The 18,184-nt window shown below is 70.7% G+C and carries 9 protein-coding genes and 2 pseudogenes; 8 read left to right on the top strand and 3 right to left on the bottom strand.

What is annotated here, in order from left to right:
* Positions 1-8: 8 nt before the first annotated feature.
* Complete coding sequence (locus IH68_RS0140190) at positions 9-3,875, bottom strand: Pls/PosA family non-ribosomal peptide synthetase (protein WP_030946056.1); 3,867 nt, start codon at positions 3,873-3,875, stop codon at positions 9-11.
* Between the two features lie 585 nt (positions 3,876-4,460).
* Here IH68_RS0140190 and IH68_RS56710 point away from each other — a divergent pair.
* From IH68_RS56710 to IH68_RS59970, 4 genes and pseudogenes are all read left to right on the top strand, one after another.
* The gene (locus IH68_RS56710) at positions 4,461-4,940 is read left to right on the top strand and encodes a hypothetical protein (RefSeq protein WP_030946053.1); all 480 of its coding nucleotides are present in this window, start codon (positions 4,461-4,463) and stop codon (positions 4,938-4,940) included.
* A 1-nt stretch (position 4,941) separates the two neighbouring features.
* A complete protein-coding gene (locus IH68_RS0140180) occupies positions 4,942-8,937 on the top strand; it encodes a TIR domain-containing protein (protein ID WP_030946050.1) in 3,996 nt (1,331 codons plus the stop codon).
* A pseudogene (locus tag IH68_RS59975) lies at positions 8,838-9,308 on the top strand (DUF4231 domain-containing protein); the annotation flags it as partial. The gene IH68_RS0140180 and the pseudogene IH68_RS59975, both read left to right, overlap by 100 nt.
* A gap of 113 nt (positions 9,309-9,421) precedes the next feature.
* Positions 9,422-9,706, top strand: a pseudogene (locus tag IH68_RS59970) (DUF4231 domain-containing protein); the annotation flags it as partial.
* 153 nt (positions 9,707-9,859) lie between these two features.
* Here IH68_RS59970 and IH68_RS0140170 read toward each other — a convergent pair.
* Complete coding sequence (locus tag IH68_RS0140170; protein ID WP_051833973.1) at positions 9,860-11,428, bottom strand: MFS transporter; 1,569 nt, start codon at positions 11,426-11,428, stop codon at positions 9,860-9,862.
* Positions 11,425-11,844 (bottom strand): hypothetical protein, encoded by a 420-nt coding sequence (locus IH68_RS58625; protein WP_030946045.1) that lies wholly within the window; start codon positions 11,842-11,844, stop codon positions 11,425-11,427. Before IH68_RS58625 ends, IH68_RS0140170 begins: the two co-directional genes overlap by 4 nt.
* Positions 11,845-12,249: 405 nt before the next feature.
* Between IH68_RS58625 and IH68_RS0140160 the strand changes: the two genes are divergently transcribed.
* From IH68_RS0140160 to IH68_RS0140145, 4 genes are all read left to right on the top strand, one after another.
* Positions 12,250-13,542, top strand: coding sequence for an NAD(P)/FAD-dependent oxidoreductase (locus IH68_RS0140160; protein WP_037886064.1), 1,293 nt, complete (start codon positions 12,250-12,252; stop codon positions 13,540-13,542).
* Between the two features lie 33 nt (positions 13,543-13,575).
* Entirely contained in the window at positions 13,576-13,842 is a 267-nt protein-coding gene (locus IH68_RS0140155) for an acyl carrier protein (protein ID WP_030946039.1), read from the top strand.
* Positions 13,826-14,737 carry a thioesterase domain-containing protein gene (locus IH68_RS0140150; protein ID WP_051833972.1) on the top strand — a complete coding sequence of 304 codons (912 nt, stop codon included), beginning with the start codon at positions 13,826-13,828 and terminating at the stop codon, positions 14,735-14,737. The genes IH68_RS0140155 and IH68_RS0140150 overlap by 17 nt, the downstream gene beginning before the upstream one ends.
* Before the next feature lie 70 nt (positions 14,738-14,807).
* A partial coding sequence (locus tag IH68_RS0140145; protein ID WP_234341754.1) for a type I polyketide synthase occupies positions 14,808-18,184 on the top strand: 3,377 nt, incomplete at its 3' end.

Genomic DNA, 18,184 nt, shown 5'->3' with positions numbered 1-18,184 from the left:
GCCCGCGCTCAGGGACGCCATGCCTCGATCGGGTTGCCCAGCCAACGGGTGTCGTCCGGGACGGACTCCGCGGCCATGACGAGCGACGCGGGACCCAGCGTGGTGCGGGCCCCGATCGTGCTGCCGGGCAGCACGATCCCGCCAGGGCCCAGCGTGGCGCCCTCACGGAGTACAACAGTATCCGTCCGCAAGATCCGGTCGTGGAAGAGGTGCGTCTGCAGGACGCACCCGCGGTTCACGGTGGCCGCGTCCTCCAGGGTCACCAGGTCGGTCTCGGGCAGCCAGTAGCTCTCCACCCACACGCCCTTGCCGATCTTGGCGCCCAGACCGCGCAGCCACGCGGTCATCAGCGGCGTCCCGGGCACCGAACCGGCCAGCCAGGGCACGGCCACGACCTCGACGAACGTGTCCGCGAGCTCGTTGCGCCACACGAAGCCGCTCCACAGCGGGTGCTCCCCGGTGCGGTGCCGGCCGACGAGCAGCCACTTGGCGACGAACGACACCACAGCGGCCGCGGCACCCGTGGTGAGCAGCACCAGACCGGACAGCAGGGGAGCCCAGGGCCCGAGCAGGCACAGCGCCGCCACCGTCAGCACGGCCAGCGCCGCGGAGCAGAACACCGGCACGATCCGGAACAGCTCGACCAGCCCGCGTGCCCACAGCAGCCGGGCCGGCGGGTCGTACGTCAGGCTCTGGTCGCCCGTCTCGGCGCTCCGCGGCAGCTTCACCGGCGGCAGCCCCAGATAGGAGCTGCCCTTCTTCGCCTTCTTCGGGGTGGCGGACAGTACGCCGACCAGCCCGCCGTCCGGCACGCTCCGCCCCGGCGCGGTCATCCCCGAGTTCCCGAGGAACGCCCGCCGCCCGATCTCCGCGCGCCCGATCCGCATCCAGCCGCCACCGAGCTCGTACGGCGCGGTCAACGTGTCGTCGGCCAGGAACGCGCCCTCGCCGACCGTCGTCAGGCTCGGCAGCGCGAGCACCGTCGACACCTCGGCACCCCGCCCGATGCGCATCCCGAGCAGCCGCAGCCACACCGGCGTGACCAGCCCGGCGTACAGCGGGAACAGCGTCTCCCGGGAGCGGTCCATCAGCTGCGTGACCGTCCAGGCCTGCCAGCCGATGCGGCTGTGCGTGGGGTGCGTGCCCTCGCGCAGGCCGAGGCTCAGCAGCCTTACGCCGATGAGGATCAGCAGCGCGTACGCCAGCCCGAACGCCAGCGTGGCGGGGACGAGGGCGAGCGCGGCACCGCGCAGGGGCGCGTCCGCGTCGATGAAGGCGTACGCCACGAGGAACGCGGCGCCGCCCGCCAGCAGCGGCAGCGCGGAGAGCACGAGGCCGGTCAGGCCGTACATCACGCGCCAGTACGTGCCGCGCTGCGGGCGCTCCTTGGGCCAGTTGCGCTTGGCCTTGCCGAGCTTGACCGCGGGCGCGCCCGCCCAGCGCTGACCGGTGGGGATCTGGCCGGTGACGGCCGAGCCGGGGGCCACCTCGGCGCGCTTGCCGACGCGGGCGCCCGGGAAGAGCATGCTGCGGGTGCCGACGGTGGCGTGCGCACCCACCTTGACCTGGCCGATCTCCAGACGGTCGCCGTCCAGCCACCATCCCGACAGGTCGACCTCGGACTCGACGGCGGCGCCCCGGCCCAGCTTGAGCAGGCCGGTGACCGGCGGCAGCGAGTGCAGGTCGACGTCCTGGCCGATCTTGGCGCCCAGCGCCCGTGCGTACCGCTCCAGCCAGGAGCCGGTCAGCGAGGTCGCCCCGCTGAACTCGGCCAGCCGCTCGGCGGTCCACAGGCGCAGGTGGAGGCTGCCGCCGCGCGGATAGCGGCCGGGTTCGACGCCCCGGAGCAGCAGTCGCGCGCCGCCCGCGGCGATCGCGAGCCTGCCGGGCGGGCTGAACAGCAGCATCGCGCCGGCCGCGATCAGCCACCAGGGTGCGGTCGGCAGCCAGGAGTAGGCGGGCAGCAGGTTCCCGGCCGCGGCCAGGGCCACCGTCCAGCGCAGGCCGAGCAGGGTGAACAGCGGCAGGAGCAGCAGCAGCTGGATCACCTTGGCGCGGGTCGGCACCGGGGCGATCGTGCGCCGGCCGCCGTCGTCCTGCGCCGACTTCTCCAGGTGGCGGGCCAGCTTGCGCAGGGTGGGCTGCTGGTAGATGTCGAGGACGGCGGCGCTCGGGTAGCGGGTGCGCAGCTTCGTCGTCAGCTGGGCTGCGGCCAGGCTGCTGCCGCCGATCGCGAAGAAGTCGTCGCGGGCACTGCTGACCGGGATGCCGAGGACTTCCGTCCACTGCTCGGCCAGCCATGCCTCGGTGCCGTAGAGCTGCTCGGCCGGACCGCCGGTCTCCAGGCCCTCCAGGGGCCAGGGCAGCGCGTTGCGGTCCACCTTGCCGCTGGTGCGGGTCGGGAGGTCCTCCACGGGCGCCAGCAGCGGCACGAGGGCGGCGGGCAGCTCGGCGCGCAGCTTCTCGACGGCGGCCGCCTGGTCCCAGCCGTCCTGGGTGACGATGTAGCCGACGAGGAGCTGGTTGCCGCTGCGCGCGGTACGCACCGCGGCTGCCGCACCCGCGACACCGGGCAGCGCCTGCAGTGCCGCGTCCACCTCGCCGAGCTCGATGCGGCGCCCGCCGAGCTTGATCTGCTCGTCGGCCCGCCCGAGGAAGACCAGCCCCTCCGGCTCGGCCTTCACCAGGTCGCCGCTGCGGTAGGCCCGCTCCCAGCCCAGGGACTGAAGCGGCGCGTACTTCTCCGCGTCCTTCTCGGCGTCGAGATACCGCGCGAGTCCGACGCCGCCGATCACCAGCTGACCGCTGCCGCCCATCGGCACGAGCTCCCCGGCCTCGTCGACGACGGCCAGCTCCCAGCCGTCGAGCGGCAGCCCGATACGGATCGGCTCCTCACCGGACATGAGCGAGGCACACGCGACGACGGTGGCCTCGGTCGGCCCGTAGGTGTTCCAGACCTCGCGCCCCTCCGTCACCAGCCGCTGCACCAGCTCGGGCGGACAGGCCTCCCCGCCGAAGATCAGCAGACGGACGTCGTTGAGGGTCTCGGGCTCCCACAGGGCGGCGAGCGTCGGGACCGTGGACACCACGGTGATCTCCTGCTCGACCAGCCAGGGGCCCAGGTCGGCGCCGCTGCGGACCTGCGACCGGGGTACGGGCACCAGACAGGCGCCGTAGCGCCACGCCAGCCACATCTCCTCGCAGGACGCGTCGAAGGCGACCGACAGGCCCGCCATGACCCTGTCACCGGGGCCGATCGGGTCGTCGGTGAGGAACAGCGCGGCCTCGGCGTCCACGAACGCGGCGGCACTGCGGTGGCTGACCGCGACGCCCTTGGGCTTCCCGGTGGAACCGGACGTGAAGATGATCCACGCGTCGTGCTCGACACCGGGCCGGGCGGCGGGGACGTCGCTGCGCCCGGTGACGGTGAGTGCATGCTCCGCGCCGATGACGGCGCGGACGTCCGCCTCGCCGAAGACCAGCTCGGCCCGCTCGTCCGGGTCCTCGGCGTCCACGGGAACGTATGCGGCACCGGCGGCCAGGACGGCCAGGATGGCGACGTAGAGGTCGTTGGTGCCGGAGGGAACCCGGACGCCCACGCGGTCGCCGAGGCCGACGCCGGCGGCGGCGAGCCCGCGCCGCAGCTGCTCCACCTCGGCGGCCAGCGCACGGTAGGTGAGCCGCGTCGTGCCGTCGTCCAGGGCGAGCTCGTCCGGGTACGACCGCACAGATGCGTCGAAGATGTCGACGAGCGTGCGCGGAGAGGCCGCCTGACCTCCCGAAAAACGCGCCGTGTCGCCGAACTGCTGGTGGATCTCAGCGCTGAGCTCATCGTCGAGCAGGCCGAGAGCGTTGCTCTCGTGTATGGCTGCCATCGGTCCTCGCGTCTCGATCCCGGAAGCCTCCGGGGCGCTGGCGGGCCCGCAGGTCTGCCTGGGGTTGTCCTCCTCCAGCTTCCGTAACAAGCCGGAAATTTTAGTACGACGTTAGGTTCGGGGCAGCCGATCGGCCACTCGGGAGGGCTGTTGGGGCGGTCGGGCAGGCCGCGCATGGCCTGTGACCTGGCGATATGCACGTCGAGAGAGATGGGCCACACGGACGGTGACGGGCATCGGGCGGACGGGGGTGTGGAGTTGGGGTTTCGAGTTGGGGCGTGGGTGGGTTCGAGTGGCACTCCCGCAACGAAACAGAAAGCATTTATTCCGGGTTGACGGCAAATATTCGGGCCGAGTAATCTCGGGGCGCTTGAATTGGGTCTATTCGGCTCGTCTGCACGCGCAGCTCGTGAACGAGTTCGAATTCTGGCGCTGGAGGCACTCGGAGGGGGGCCTGGGGCCTGCCGTGAAACTTTGGCGCGTTGAAGCGAGGTGCTGACCTCAACTCTTCATTACGTCCCGAGAGGGATTGAATTGTTAATCAACCGCTTACGGAGGCGAAACTCCGTTCTCCTGGGGCTGCTGGTGACCGCGCTGGTCGGAGCCTTGGTGTTCATGACCGCGGCGGATGCGTCCGCGAAGCGTAAGAAACCGAAGAAGAACGAATCGTTCGCGTCCTTCGTTGCGGACTACATCCCGTCTGATCGATTCGACTGCTACTACGTCGAAAAAGCAGGTCGCCTGACCATCGAGGATTGGGTGTGTCGGGCAGGGCCCAATGGTGAGCCGAAGTTCTTCTCCCAGATGGTGGAGCGGAACGCTGACGTGGGCAGCGGATGGGACGACAAGGGCTGGAAATATCTCGCGGCGCCGTCCAGTTTCACCTGCGCGCTGAAGTCCGGCGCCACCGCGCGGGAGACCAAGGACTATGTGTGCACCTACAAGGACAACAACAAGGTGCGGCACGCGGACCTGGACAAGACCGTCCTGGCGACGTCGGACCAGGGCGAGAAGTGGTACCTGCAACGCCTGCCCTACCCGACGGCGTCAACTCCCGCGCCCTGACATGGGATATCTCTTCATCAGCCACAGCAGCCAGGACCGTGCCGTGGCACAGAGGCTGGCCGGCTGGCTCAAGTCGGTCGGATTCGAGGGCCTGTTTCTCGACGTCGATCCCGACGCGGGTATTCCGGCCGGCCACCTCTGGGAACGTGAGCTGTACACACAGCTCGCACGGGCCGACGCCGTGATCTACCTGGCGAGCGCAGCCTCGGCCGAATCCCACTGGTGTTTCGCCGAGTTGACTCATGCCCGCCGGGCGGGGCGGCCCGTGGTCCCCGTACGGCTCGACGATGCGCCACGTCCCGGGATCCTCGACGATGTGCAGTGGGTCGACCTGAGGCAGGAAGAACCCGTTTTCGCCCGGATCCTGGAAGGCCTCAGGCGTGCTGGAGTCACCACCACCGCCTCCTTCGCCCGTGATCCGACCCGGCCTCCCTATCCGGGGCTCAAGGCGTTCTCGGCCGACGACGCAGCCGTGTTCTTCGGGCGGGAGAAGGAGACCACACGGCTTCTCCAACTGCTGGACCCGGTCATGCGCTACGCCGGCGGCCGCTTCGTGGCGGTCGTCGGCCCGTCCGGCAGTGGCAAGTCGTCCCTGGTGCACGCCGGCGTCCTGCCCCGGCTCCGACGGCAGGCCAACCGATGGGTGGTCGTACCGCCGTTCCAGCCCGGGATGCGCCCCACCGCCACGCTCGTCGCCGAACTGGGACGCGCCTTCGCGGATCAGGGTGATCCACGCTCCGGCGAGGATCTCTCACGGACCCTGGCACAAGGGTCCCAAGGCCTCGCGGAACTGTGTACCGAACTCGCCCGGCCCGCCCCTGCGGCCGGCGAACCCCGGAGCGTGCTCGTCGTCATCGACCAGGCAGAGCAACTCCTCAGCCGTACCGGGATCGCCGAGCAGCATTCCTTCATCCGGCTCTTGGACGATGCCCTCGGGCCGGACAGCCCGCTGTGGGTGTTGGCGACCGTGCGCTCGGAGTTCCTGACCACGAGCCCCGAACGGGCCGGAATCACTGAGGCGATCGACGACACCCTTGTCGTCCAGCCACTCAGCCAGAACCGGCTGTCCGAGGTCATCGAACGCCCGGCTCAGCAAGCCGGGCTCACTTTCGAGGCCGGTCTCGTCACCCGCATGGTGGCGGAGACGACCGGGGGTGACGCGTTGCCCCTGCTGGCCTACACCCTGAGCGAGATCTACGTCCGAGTGGGCAGCGGTGGCACCGTGCGCCTCGCCGACTACGAACGGCTCGGCGGCGTCGTAGGCGCGTTACGGGGCAGTGCGGACGGCATCCGCCGGGAACTGGACGAGCGAGGCAGAGCGGGCACCGTACTGCCGACCCTGCTCAAGTTCGCCGCGGTGGAGGGTGATCGGCCCCCGACCGGCAGACGCGTGCGCTATGACGCCCTCGAAGCGGCCGAACGGGACGTGGTGGACGCCTTTGTGGAGGCCCGGTTGCTCGTCCGCGACGGCGGCGTAGGGGAAGGCACGTCGGTCGAGGTGGCTCATGAGGCCCTGCTGCGTCAATGGGACCCACTGCGCCGGAGCATCGAGGAGTCCCGCAACGTTCTGCGCATGCGCTCCGACCTGGAACGGCTTGCGGCCGACTGGGAACGTGGGGAGCAGGACGAGTCGTATCTGCTGCGCGGAGGCAGGCTGGAGACGTTCGACGACTGGTCCACCAGGCACCCCGGCGAACTCGGGCCTCTGGAACGTCAGTTCCTGGCCTCCAGCCGAGCACACGCGGTGAACGAGCTCGCGGCGGCGAAGCGCTCCAATCGCCGTCTGCGGGGATTGGCTGCCGGACTGGCCGTGCTGCTGGTGCTGACCGTTCTCGCCACTGCGCTGGCCTACGTCAGCAACGCCCGCGCGCAGTCCCGTGCCCGGCTGGCCCTGGCCGGAAAGCTCAGCTCGGAGTCGGACCAGTTGGTCGGCGCCGCGCCGGATGTCGCCATTCTGGTGGGCTTGCAGAGTCTGAGTGCGGCTCACGGCGACCGGCCCAGGCCCCAGCCGCCCTCAGGGCTGATCACGGGGCTGTCCAGGTTCACCCACGCGTCGACCCTCCTGCCTCATCCCGACCAGGTCCAGGGTGCGGCCTTCAGCCCCGATGGCCGACTGCTCGCCACCTGCGGCTGGGATCGCACCGTACGCCTGTGGAATGCGACCACCGGAACTCCGGTGGGCAAAACCATGACGGGCCATCAAGGTGCCGTCATGGACGTCGAGTTCGACCCGACAGGCCGGTTGCTCGCCACCGGCAGCCTGGATGGCACGCTACGTGTGTGGGACGTGACGACCCGGCGGCAGCTGTCCGTCGTGAGAGGAGACGCGGACGGAGTGCGAGATGTCGCCTTCGACCGTGGCGGACGAGTCCTGGCCTCGGGAGGCCTGGACGGCACGGTCAGGCTGTGGGATGTACGCGGCATGCGCCTGCGGGCCGTCCTCAAAGGACACGAAGACGGCGTGACCGGCCTGGCCTTCAGCCCGGACGGTCGCCGACTCGCCACCTCCAGCTGGGACACGACCGCCCGACTGTGGAGCGTCGGGCCGGGCACCCCGCATCTGCTGCGGACTTTTCGAGGGCACAGCGACCGGCTGAGGCGGGTCGCCTTCGGGCCCGACGGCAGAAGCATCGCCACGGTGAGCGCTGACGGAATCGCCCAGGTGTGGGACACGACCAGTGGCAAGCCACGGAGATGGCACATCGACGCGCACGGGCGCGACCTCTGGGCGGTCACCTTCAGCCCCGATGGCCGACTGCTCGCCACCGCGGGCGACGACAGCACGGTCCGGCTGTACGACGCCCGGACCGGAACACAGCAGGGCCTGCCGATCACCGGGCACACGAACCTCGTCAACCAGGTGGTGTTCAGCCCGGACGGCAGGAAAATCGCCACGACCAGCTGGGACCGCACCGCCCGGATCTGGCAGGTCGTCCCGACATACTCGATCAGTCAACCCTTCTTCGGTCACCAAGGCGACGTCAACGGCGTCGAGTTGAGCCCCGACGGGCGATTCCTCGCCACTGCGGGCGAGGACGGCACCGTGCGCCTGTGGCGCGTCGGCACCATCACATCCGCGGCCCGTACTCTGCGTGGCCATCAAGGCGCGGTCTACCGGGCGGTCTTCAGCCCCGACGGCAGCCTGCTCGCCACCGCGGGTGAGGACGACACCATTCGTTTGTGGGGTCTGCGGTCCGGCAGACCTCGCCTTCGGATCATCGCCGCGCACCACGAGGGAGTGATGGATGTCGCGTTCAGCCCTGACAGCGGTCTCCTCGCCACCGCGGGCGCCGACGCCAAGATCCGCTTGTGGTCGGTCGACAGCGGGCATGGAGTCGGCGCGCCGCTGAGCGGGCACGGCGAAGTGGTGAACGGCGTCGCCTTCAGCCCTGACGGCCGTCTGCTGGCCACGGTAAGTGACGACCAGACCGTTCGGCTCTGGGACGTGGCCAGGCGCGCCGTCGTCGGCGCCCCGCTCAAGGGCCACACCAACGCGATTCAGGAGGTGGCCTTCAGCCCGGACGGCAAGCTGCTCGCGACGGCGAGCCTCGACCACACGGTGCGGATGTGGGACGTGGCGGCCCACCGGCAGCACGACAAGGCGCTCACCGGCTTCACCGCCGGAGTGGAGGACGTCGCCTTCAGCCCCGACGGGCGCCTGCTCGCCGGCGCCGGGGACGACGGCACCGTACGCATGTGGGACGTGCGCACGGAACGCCCGTCCGGTCTCGTGCTCACGGGCCACCGGGGCGAGGTGTACTCCGTGGCGTTCAGTCCCGACGGCGGGTCCGTCGCCTCGGGCGGCGCCGACGACACCGCACGCGTCTGGAACCCGGGCTTCAAGTCCTGGCTCGAGTACGGGTGCAGGCTCGTCCACCGCAACCTCACCGCAGCCGAGTGGCAGGAGTTCGTGCCGGGACGGCGCTACGAACGTACCTGCCCCGCCCTGCCGTCAGGGCAGGGTGCCCCGCCTCACGCTCCCGCTGCCGGCTATTGACATGGCGACCCAACGAGCGGGCGAGCCCGCCGCACAGTGGGCCTGGGACCAGCAGCTGCGTCTGGTCCCAGGCGGCGGACCGGGCCAAGGTCGGCATCGACCGGGCGCGGGCCTTGAGTCTCGCGCTCGGTCTCGCCGCCGCGGTTCTCGGTACCGCGGCGCTTCTCGGTACGGCCTCCCAGACCATCGGCCGGCACACGGGCCTGGGCAAGGCACTTGCCTTCGGTGCCGCCTGCGCCACCGGCCTGGTGCCGATCGTCGCCCGGTACCCCGGACCCGGCGCCGTACGCGACTGGACACGCCTACGAGTGACCAGCGAGTCCTTCAAGAGCGAAACCCGCGTCCGGCTTGCGGGGGTGACGCCGTATCGGGGGCCGGATGCCCGACTCGCCCTGCAGAAGCGCCTCAGGCAACTGCGTGAGGAGGCCGCGCATCTTCTCCCCGGCACCGTGGGCATTGCCCCCGTCCAGCGGCGGCCGCCGCGGTGTCGGACGGCGATACGTACATCACCCTCTGCGTGCGGCCGCAGATCACCGGCTCCCACCTGTCCCGGGCGCGGGCCATGGGCCGCCGTATCGCCCTCGTGCGCCGGGCGGAGGCCGGGCCGGGAGCACTCGGAGTGCTGCTGGGTGCTCCGGCCGGGACGTTCGAGGTGGGGCAGGCGGCTGCGTGGGTGGCCGTCGCCACCACCGCCGGCGCGGCGATCACCGCACACGGCATGGCCGCCAACTACAGCCATCAGCAGGCGCAATTCACCTTCACGGCCGCTGACCTGGAGGGGACGTCGAGTGGTGGTATGCCGACGCCACGCCGCCGGTCCGGCAGCCGAGGGCGACTTCATCACCCACTGCGAGCGGGTGATCTCGGTGCTGAACGACACCCGGATGGCGAAATGGACCTCGCAGTAGCAGCCGAAACGGTGTCACTCTCGTGTTGTGGCCGCCTTCGGGAGGCGACGGGCCAGCAGCGTCCAGGCCAGGACCGCCGCGCCGAACGACACCCCCGCCACCACCCACAGCGCACTGTGCACGCCCGCTGTGAACGCGTCCCCGACCGCGCCCGTGACCTGCGGTGACGAGCGGCCGGTGGACCTGCCGCCGCTGCGGGCCACCGAGACGACCTGGTCGATCACCGGCGCCGGCAGATGGTGTGCGGCGAGGCGGTCGGGGAGGGTGCCGAGGAAGCGGACGGCGAGGACGGCGCCGAGTATCGCCGTCGCCAGGACCGAGCCGACCTGACGGAAGGCCGTCACGGCCGAGGAGGCCGCGCTCATCTGCGGGCCCTCGACCACCTCGAAGGCGGCCGCCGTGGACGGGGCGACCACCAGGCCGCTGCCCAGCCCGGCGAGCACCAGTCCCAGCGCGGTGACCGCATAGGAACCGTCCGGCTGCTGGCCCAGCAGGACCAGAGCGGCGGCCGTGGTGACGAGCGAGCCCGCCGCCAGCAGCCGGCCCGCGCGGACCCGTCCCGCCAGGCGCTGCGCCGTGGCCGTCGCCGCGACGAACGCGAGCATCGCGGGCAGCAGCCGTATGCCCGTGTCCAAGGGGCCGAAGGCGCGGACCCGTTGGAGGAAGAGCACCTCGAGGAAGACCACACCGACGAACACGAACAGGGCGGCCGCCGCGACGCACAACGCCGCCGTGTAGCGGGCGTTGGCCATCATGCGGACGTCCAGCATCGGCACCGCCCTGCGGCGCTCGGTGAGGACCAGCGCCGTGAGGGAGACCGCGGCCACCGCGAGCACGGTGACCACCACCGGGTCGTCGTAGCCGGAACGGCCGCCCACTGCTATGCCGTAGACCAGCGTGGACAGGCCGAGCACGGCCCAGAACTGGCCGGGCAGGTCGAGGGGCCGGTCCGGTACCCGGGACTCGGCGACCGCGCGCAGCGTCACCGCGATGGTGATCACCGCGAGTGGTGTGTTCACCAGGTAGACCGCCCGCCAGTTCCACGTCTGCAGCAGGGTGCCGCCCAGCAACGGACCGACGGCCAGACCGACGCCCGAGACCGACACCCACACGGCTATGTAACGCAGCATGCGCGGCAGGTCGACGAAGAAGGTGGTCGTGATCAGGGCGAGGGAGGTGGGCAGGACCAGGGCGCCGCCCAGTCCGCTGATGCCGCGCCCTATCAGGACCTGCGGATAGCTCTGTGCCGACGCCACCACCAGTGAGCCCGCCGCGATCAGGACCGTGCCGGTGAGGAACACCCGGCGTCGCCCGAACCGTTCGCCCAGCGCCCCGCCCGACAGGACGCAGGCCGCGACCACGAGCGTGTACGTGCTGGACACCCAGCTCAGGTCGGCGGGCGCCACCTGCATGTCGACCTGGAGCGCCCGCAGTGTGGAGATGGCCGCGGTCACCTCGATGAACGACATGAACAGGCCGAGACAGGCGGCCAGCAGGACCAGGCGGCCGTGCGGGACAACTGGCGTGGGCGGTGCGCCTGTTGTCAGTGACGTGCCCGTGTTCAGCGGAGCTCCCGCGCTCATGTCGCCTGTGCTTCCCGCTCGGCCTGCTCGGCCAGCCGTCGCTGCGCCTCGTCCCAGGTGATCGGCAGCTGCTCGCGCTCGGTGTTCCAGAACACGAACACCGAGCCCTTCATCCCGGGACGCAGCCCGCGCACGCTCCGCGCGTGCGGATCGGTCCCGGAGAAGGCGTTCAGCGCCTCCTGGTCGCGCCACGCCGACAGCGTCCAGAACGTCCTCTTCAGCGGCTCCGCCTTCAGCGAGGCGCCCAGCAGCCCCGGCGAGCGGCGGACCTGCTGGAATATCACCAGGGACAGCAGGAAGAACCTGGGCACGCCCAGCAGCGAGCGCAGCTCCAGCCGGGAGGCCATGACCAGCGGCGGCCCGGCGGGCTCGGTGCCGTCCTTGGCGGAGCCGGGCATCCAGGGAATCGTCGGCATGAAAGGTCTCCTCGGCTGAGCGGTCGGGAAGGCCGTGCAGGAGCAGGCGGTCAGTTCAGTCGGTCATTCATAAGAGTCCGTGAACGCCGCATTCCGTACACCCCCGCAGGGGTGAATGCGGCCGCACTGCGTGCAGTTGTGCCCACGGCGCCCGTAGCGCAGTCACGCCCACGGAGCCCCGTACGACCGGATCCGGACAGTCCGCAACGCTCTCCATCGGAGCCTTCGATAGCGGAAATCCGGGCGCCGATGGGCCGATTGACCCCGTTTTCCGGCCCGGCCTACGGTGCTTGTGCGCCGTCCGCCGAGCAACTCGCGGACCGCGACCCCTTTCAGAGGTATCAGCCCTCTGCGCCTCACCGTGACCGTTCCCGAGAACTGTTCGAGCCGAGGTGCAGCCCTGCCATGACCACCCGTGTCGCTGTCGTCGGAGCCGGGATCTCCGGACTCTCCGCCGCCCACCACCTGCCGGACGACGTCGAAGTCACCGTGTACGAGAGCCAGGACCGCCCCGGCGGCCACGCCCACACCGTGGAGGTCGACGAGGGCGGCCGCACCATCGGCGTCGACACGGCCTTCGTGGTCTTCAACGCACGCACCTACCCCGAACTCACCGCCTTCTTCGAGCAGCTCGGCGCGCGGGCCCTCGACCACACCGGCGGCTTCGACTTCTTCGACCTCGACCGCGGACTCGACTACGGAACCGCCGAGTTCGAACTCTCCGAGGACGAGATCGCCGCCCGCTACCCGGCCGACTTCCTTCCCCTGTGGCGGGACGCCGAACGCTTCCACCGCGAGGCCCCGAAGGACTTCCTGCGCAAACGCACCGACCTCTCCCTCGGCGACTACCTGGACCGCGGCGGCTACAGCGACGCCTTCAAGTACGGCTACGTCGTCCTGCTCGCCACCGCGGTCTGGTCGGTGCCCGCCGAGCTGATCTGGGAGATGCCCGCGACCACGGTGATCGCCTTCTTCATGTCCCACGACCCCGGCGGCCTCGGCGGCCGCTCGGTGGCCTGGAAGACCGTGTCGGGCGGCAGCATCGAGTACGTCCGCCGCGTCGTCGCAGGCGTCAACGGCAAGGTCCGCACCGGCGCCGAGGTGACCCGCGTACGGGAGGACGGGGACGGCGTCGTCGTCGGCACCGCCGCCGGCGAGGAGCGCTACGACTACGCCGTCCTCGCCGCGCACGCCGACCAGACCCTCGCCGTACTGGAGCAACCCACCCCGCTCCAGGCGGAGATCCTCGGCAAGGTCCGCTACAGCGCCACCCGGGCCATCCTGCACACCGACCCGTCGAGCATGCCGCCGAACCGGGACCGCTGGCAGAGCTGGAACTACGGACTGAAGACCGTGGACGGCCGCCCCCGCACCTGGGTCGCCTACTACATGAACTCCCTGCAGGGCTTCACCGCCGAGCAGGACTACTTCGTCACCCTCGACTCGCCGATCGTCCCGCGCGACGAACTCGTCGTCCGTGAACTGCCGTTCACCCACCCGGTCATCGACCTGGAGGTGCGCGCCATGCAGCGCACCATCTACGACGTCAACGCCCCCGGCGGCCGTATCAAGCTGGCCGGCTCCTACTTCCACGCGCCGCGCATCGGCGTCGACCTCATCGGCTCCCACGAGGCCGGATTCGTCTCCGGGCGCAAGGCGGCCGAAGCCGTCGCCCGCGAGATCAAGACCCGTCACTGAACCGCACAGCACGAACGGACAAGGGGAATCCCAATGCAGCGTGTCACCGCCGAAGAAGCCCGGGCCTGGCTGGTCGAGAAGCTCGCGATCCGGCTCGGGGTCGGCCAGGAGCAGATCGACGTCGAGCGCTACTTCGACGAGTTCGACCTCGACTCGACGGAGGCGCTGATCCTCGCGGGCGAGCTGGAGAAGTGGCTCGGATTCGAACTCGAGGCCACGGCGCTCTGGTACCACCCGACGATCGCCGCCCTGTCCGAGCATATCGCCGAGGAGAGCGACCGTCATGTCGCCGCGGCCTGACACGGCCACCCCGCGTCAACCGGGCGTTGCCCGTCCCCTGTTGACGACGCTCGCACCGGTGGATCCGGCCGCGCGACCGGTCGTCGCCGTCCATCCGGGTGCGCTGCCCGCCACCGCCTGGCAGACGGTCGCGGCACGGCTGCCCGAGGACCACGCACTGCATCTGTGCGACCTGGGGAACGTCCCGGAGTACTTCGCGGCGGCCCTCGTCCCGACCCTGTCCGTCATCGGCGTCCAGGAACTCGCCCACCGCTGCCTGGGGGAACTGACCGCCGCCGGACTCACCGACCGGCCGTTCACCCTCGCCGGCTGGTCCTTCGGGGGAGTGGTGGCCTACGAGATCGCCGCCCGTCTCGACGCCCAGGGGCTGGGTGACCGCGTCGAGGACCTCGTCGTCCTGGACTCGATCGCACCCGTACCCGCCTTCCAGCGGCCGGACGAACTGCTCCGACCGGACATGCTGCTCACCTGGTTCGCGATGTACCTGGGCGCCAAGCGCGGCCGCCGCCTCACGCTGGAGCCGACGGCCCTGGACGGTCTCGGCGAGGAGGACGGCCTGGCCGTCCTGCTCACCGCGGCGGTCGAACAGGGAGTGCTGCAGGACGGCACCGAACCGGCGGGACTGCGCAAGCTGTACACCGCGTTCCACACCGGACTCGTCCGCAACAACCGGTGCACGGCCGGGTATCTGCCCGCCCCGCTCGACCGCACGGTCACCGTCGTCAAACCGGAGCGCTCGCTCCTGCCCGACAGCCCCGACCTCGGCTGGAGCGGCCTCAGCGGCCGCCCGCTGCGGCAACTGGCCGTCCCCGGCGACCACTACACGATGCTCCACGAACCGGAGACCGCGGACGCCCTCGCCGCACTCCTCGCCACCGGTTCGCGAACCGGCTGAACCCCCCGACCACTTGACGCACCCGCCGCACACGACCCGCGCGACGCGCAAGCCCGAGAGGACCACCATCGTGCACTACTCACGTCTGGCCGAGACGCCGATCGCGATCGTCGGGTTGGCGGGCCTCTTCCCCAAGTCGCGCGACCTGCGCGAGTTCTGGCACAACATCGTGGATGCCGAGGACTGCATCGAGGACGTCCCCGAGAGCCACTGGAACACCGCTGACTACTACGACCCGGACCCTGCGGCCGAGGACAAGACATATGTCCGCCGCGGCGGGTTCCTCCCCGAAATCGCCTTCAACCCCATGGAGTTCGGGCTGCCGCCCAACACCCTGGAGGTCACCGACATCCTCCAGCTGCTGTCGCTCACGGTGGCGCGCGACGTGCTGCGCGACGCCGGCGCGGAGAACGGCAGCTGGTACGACGCCTCCCGCACGGGGGTCGTCCTCGGCATCACCGGCGCCAACTCCCTCACCCAGCCGCTTTCGGCACGTCTGCAGACCCCCGTGCTCAAGGAGGTCGTACGCAGTGTCGGCCTGAGCGAGGCGGACGCCGAGGAGATCGCGAGCCGGTTCAAGAAGGCGTACATCCCGTGGGAGGAGAACTCCTTCCCCGGCATGCTCGGCAACGTCGTCGCCGGCCGCATCGCCAACCGCTTCGACCTCGGCGGCACCAACTGCACCGTCGACGCCGCCTGCGCCAGCTCCCTCGCGGCCGTCAAACTCGCGGTGAGCGAACTCATCGAGGGCCGCGCCGACATGATGATCACCGGCGGCTGCGACGCCGAGAACACGATCCTCATGTACATGTGCTTCAGCAAGACCCCGGCGTTCTCGAAGACCCAGCAGATCCGCCCCTTCGACGAGTCCGCCGACGGCACGCTGATCGGCGAGGGCATCGGCATGCTCGCCCTCAAGCGCCTCGCCGACGCCGAACGCGACGGCGACCGCATCTACGCCGTCCTGCGCGGCATCGGCACCTCCAGCGACGGCCGCTTCAAGAGCATCTACGCCCCGCGCGCCGAGGGCCAGCAGCTCGCCCTCCGTCGCGCCTACGACGACGCCGGCGTCCCCGTCGACTCCATCGAACTGTTCGAGGCGCACGGCACGGGCACGGCCGTCGGCGACCACACCGAACTGTCCGCTCTCTCCTCCGTCGTCGCGGCCGGAAACGACGACCACGGCTACGCCGCCATCGGCAGCGTCAAGTCGCAGATCGGGCACACCAAGGCGGCCGCGGGCGCCGCGAGCCTCATCAAGCTCTCCCTCGCCCTGCACCAGAAGGTCCTCCCGCCGACCATCAACGTCGAGACACCGAGCGAGGCGGTCGACCCCACGAGCACACCGTTCTACGTCAACACCGAGGCGCGCCCCTGGGTGCTGGACCCGGAACGCGGCAAACGCCGAGCCGCCGTCTCCTCCTTCGGCTTCGGCGGCACCAACTTCCACATGGTGCTGGAGGAACACGAGGAAGGTCCTTCGGCGGCCAAATCCATCGGCCCGACGGCCCGTTGGGGCCTGTGGCACGCGGCAGGACCCGAAGCGCTCGCCCTGCGCATCGAGAACGGTGCGGCTCCGGACGAGTCCGGAGGGATCCCCGCGTCCGACGCCCGCATCGGGATCGTCGCCCGCAGCGACGACGAATTCACCGAACTGTGCGCCACGGCAGTGGAGTTGCTGCGCGCCCGCCCCGACGCGGACTCCTGGCAGCACCCCAAGGGCATCACCTACCGGCGCCAGGCCCTGCCCACGTCGGTCAAGACGGCGGCCGTGTTCGCCGGGCAGGGCAGCCAGTACGTCGGCATGGGGCGACGGGCCGCCGTCGCGCTGCCGCCCGTACGGGCCGCGTTCGACCGCGCCAACCGGCTGACCGAGGGCCCCGACACCCTCGCCCGCACGGTCTTCCCGCCGCCCGCCTTCACCGACACCGCCCGCAGCGAGCAGGAAACGGCCCTGCGCCGCACCGACTTCGCCCAGCCCGCCATCGGCGCGCTCGCCTCCGGCCAATACGCCTGGCTGAGCGAACTCGGCTTCCGCGCCGACGGCGTCATCGGCCACAGCTTCGGCGAACTCACCGCGCTCTGGGCGGCCGGGGCACTGGACGACGACCGGTTCGCGCAGCTGGCACGCGCCCGGGGCCGCGCCATGGCCCCGCCCGAGCAGGCCACCGCCGACTTCGACCCCGGCGCCATGGCCGCGATCCGCGCCTCCCTCTCCGACGTCCAGGGGCTGGTCGCCACATACCGCAATGTGGCCATCTGCAACATCAACGCCCCCGGCCAGATCGTCGTCGGCGGCCCCACGGACGAGATCGACCGCCTGGTCGCCGATGTCTCGGGCCGCCGTATCCCGGCCAAGCGGCTACCGGTCTCCGCCGCGTTCCACACGGGCTTCGTCGCCCATGCCGCGGACGCGTTCCGGCAGGCCGTGGAGTCGACGGGGCTGGGCGTCCCGACGGTTCCGGTGTACGCGAACACCCCCGGCTCTGCGTACGGCAGCGACACGGCGGCCAACCGCCGCACCCTCGTGGACCAGCTGCTCCAACCGGTCGACTTCGTCTCCGGCATCGAGAAGATGTACGCCGACGGATTCCGCGTCTTCGTCGAGTTCGGCCCCAAGCGGGTGCTGACGGATCTCATCGACCGCATCCTCGAAGGCCGCACCGACGTCGTGACCCTCGCGGCGGACGGCGGGCCCAGCAAGGACAGCGAGGTCTCGCTCAAGCGCGCGGCGATCGAACTCGCGGTCCTCGGGCTGCCCCTGACCGGCTTCGACGACCACGTCGAGCCGCGGGCCGAGCTGCCGGCGCGCAAGGGCATGAACATCCCGCTGCGCGGCATCAACTACGTGACACAGGAACGGCGTTCGGCGTATCGGGACGCCATTGCGCAGCCGTTGGCTCTGGCGGCGGGTACCGGTGGCTCCGACGGGGTCGAGGACGTCGTACGCGACGGGCTGGCCCTTCAGGCGGAGATCCTCACCGCCCACGCGGACACGGTGCACGCGTCGGTCCGGTCCCTGGAGGAGTCCGTACGGGCCGGAGGGCACCCCGACACGGATGCCGCGCTGCGGCTCATACGGGAGCAGAGCGCGACGATCGGAGCGGCGCACGAGCGGTCCACCCGGCTGCTGCTGGACGCGTTGCAGGGACAGGACGCGTTGCGAGGACAGGCGGAGACCGAACCCGGGCCGGCTCCCGAGCCCGAGCCCGAAACTGCTCTCGAGCCCGAGCCGGCTTTCGTGGCCCCGGCCGAACCGGAGCCCGTGACTGTCGCCGAGCCGGAGCCGGAGCCGGTTTCCGTCGTCGATTCGGCCATTGCCGCTGGGGTGATGGAGGCGTTGATGGCTGCGGTGGCGGAGAAGACGGGTTATCCGGTGGAGATGTTGGAGCCGGGTATGGATGTCGAGGCTGATTTGGGCATCGATTCGATCAAGCGGGTGCAGAT

This window comes from Streptomyces sp. NRRL S-646 (assembly GCF_000720765.1).
GTDB lineage: Bacteria > Actinomycetota > Actinomycetes > Streptomycetales > Streptomycetaceae > Streptomyces.
Note: the sequence above shows the minus strand (reverse complement) of the source record. Positions and strands in the feature narration are given on the sequence as shown.

What these genes read in the sequence shown, in the direction of transcription:
- IH68_RS0140150 (WP_051833972.1), top strand. Translation starts at nt 13,826, where the DNA reads ATGTCGCCGCGGCCTGACACGGCCACCCCGCGTCAACCGGGCGTTGCC.
- IH68_RS58625 (WP_030946045.1), bottom strand. Translation starts at nt 11,844, where the DNA reads ATGCCGACGATTCCCTGGATGCCCGGCTCCGCCAAGGACGGCACCGAG.
- IH68_RS0140190 (WP_030946056.1), bottom strand. Translation starts at nt 3,875, where the DNA reads ATGGCAGCCATACACGAGAGCAACGCTCTCGGCCTGCTCGACGATGAG.
- IH68_RS0140155 (WP_030946039.1), top strand. Translation starts at nt 13,576, where the DNA reads ATGCAGCGTGTCACCGCCGAAGAAGCCCGGGCCTGGCTGGTCGAGAAG.
- IH68_RS0140160 (WP_037886064.1), top strand. Translation starts at nt 12,250, where the DNA reads ATGACCACCCGTGTCGCTGTCGTCGGAGCCGGGATCTCCGGACTCTCC.
- IH68_RS0140180 (WP_030946050.1), top strand. Translation starts at nt 4,942, where the DNA reads ATGGGATATCTCTTCATCAGCCACAGCAGCCAGGACCGTGCCGTGGCA.
- IH68_RS0140170 (WP_051833973.1), bottom strand. Translation starts at nt 11,428, where the DNA reads ATGAGCGCGGGAGCTCCGCTGAACACGGGCACGTCACTGACAACAGGC.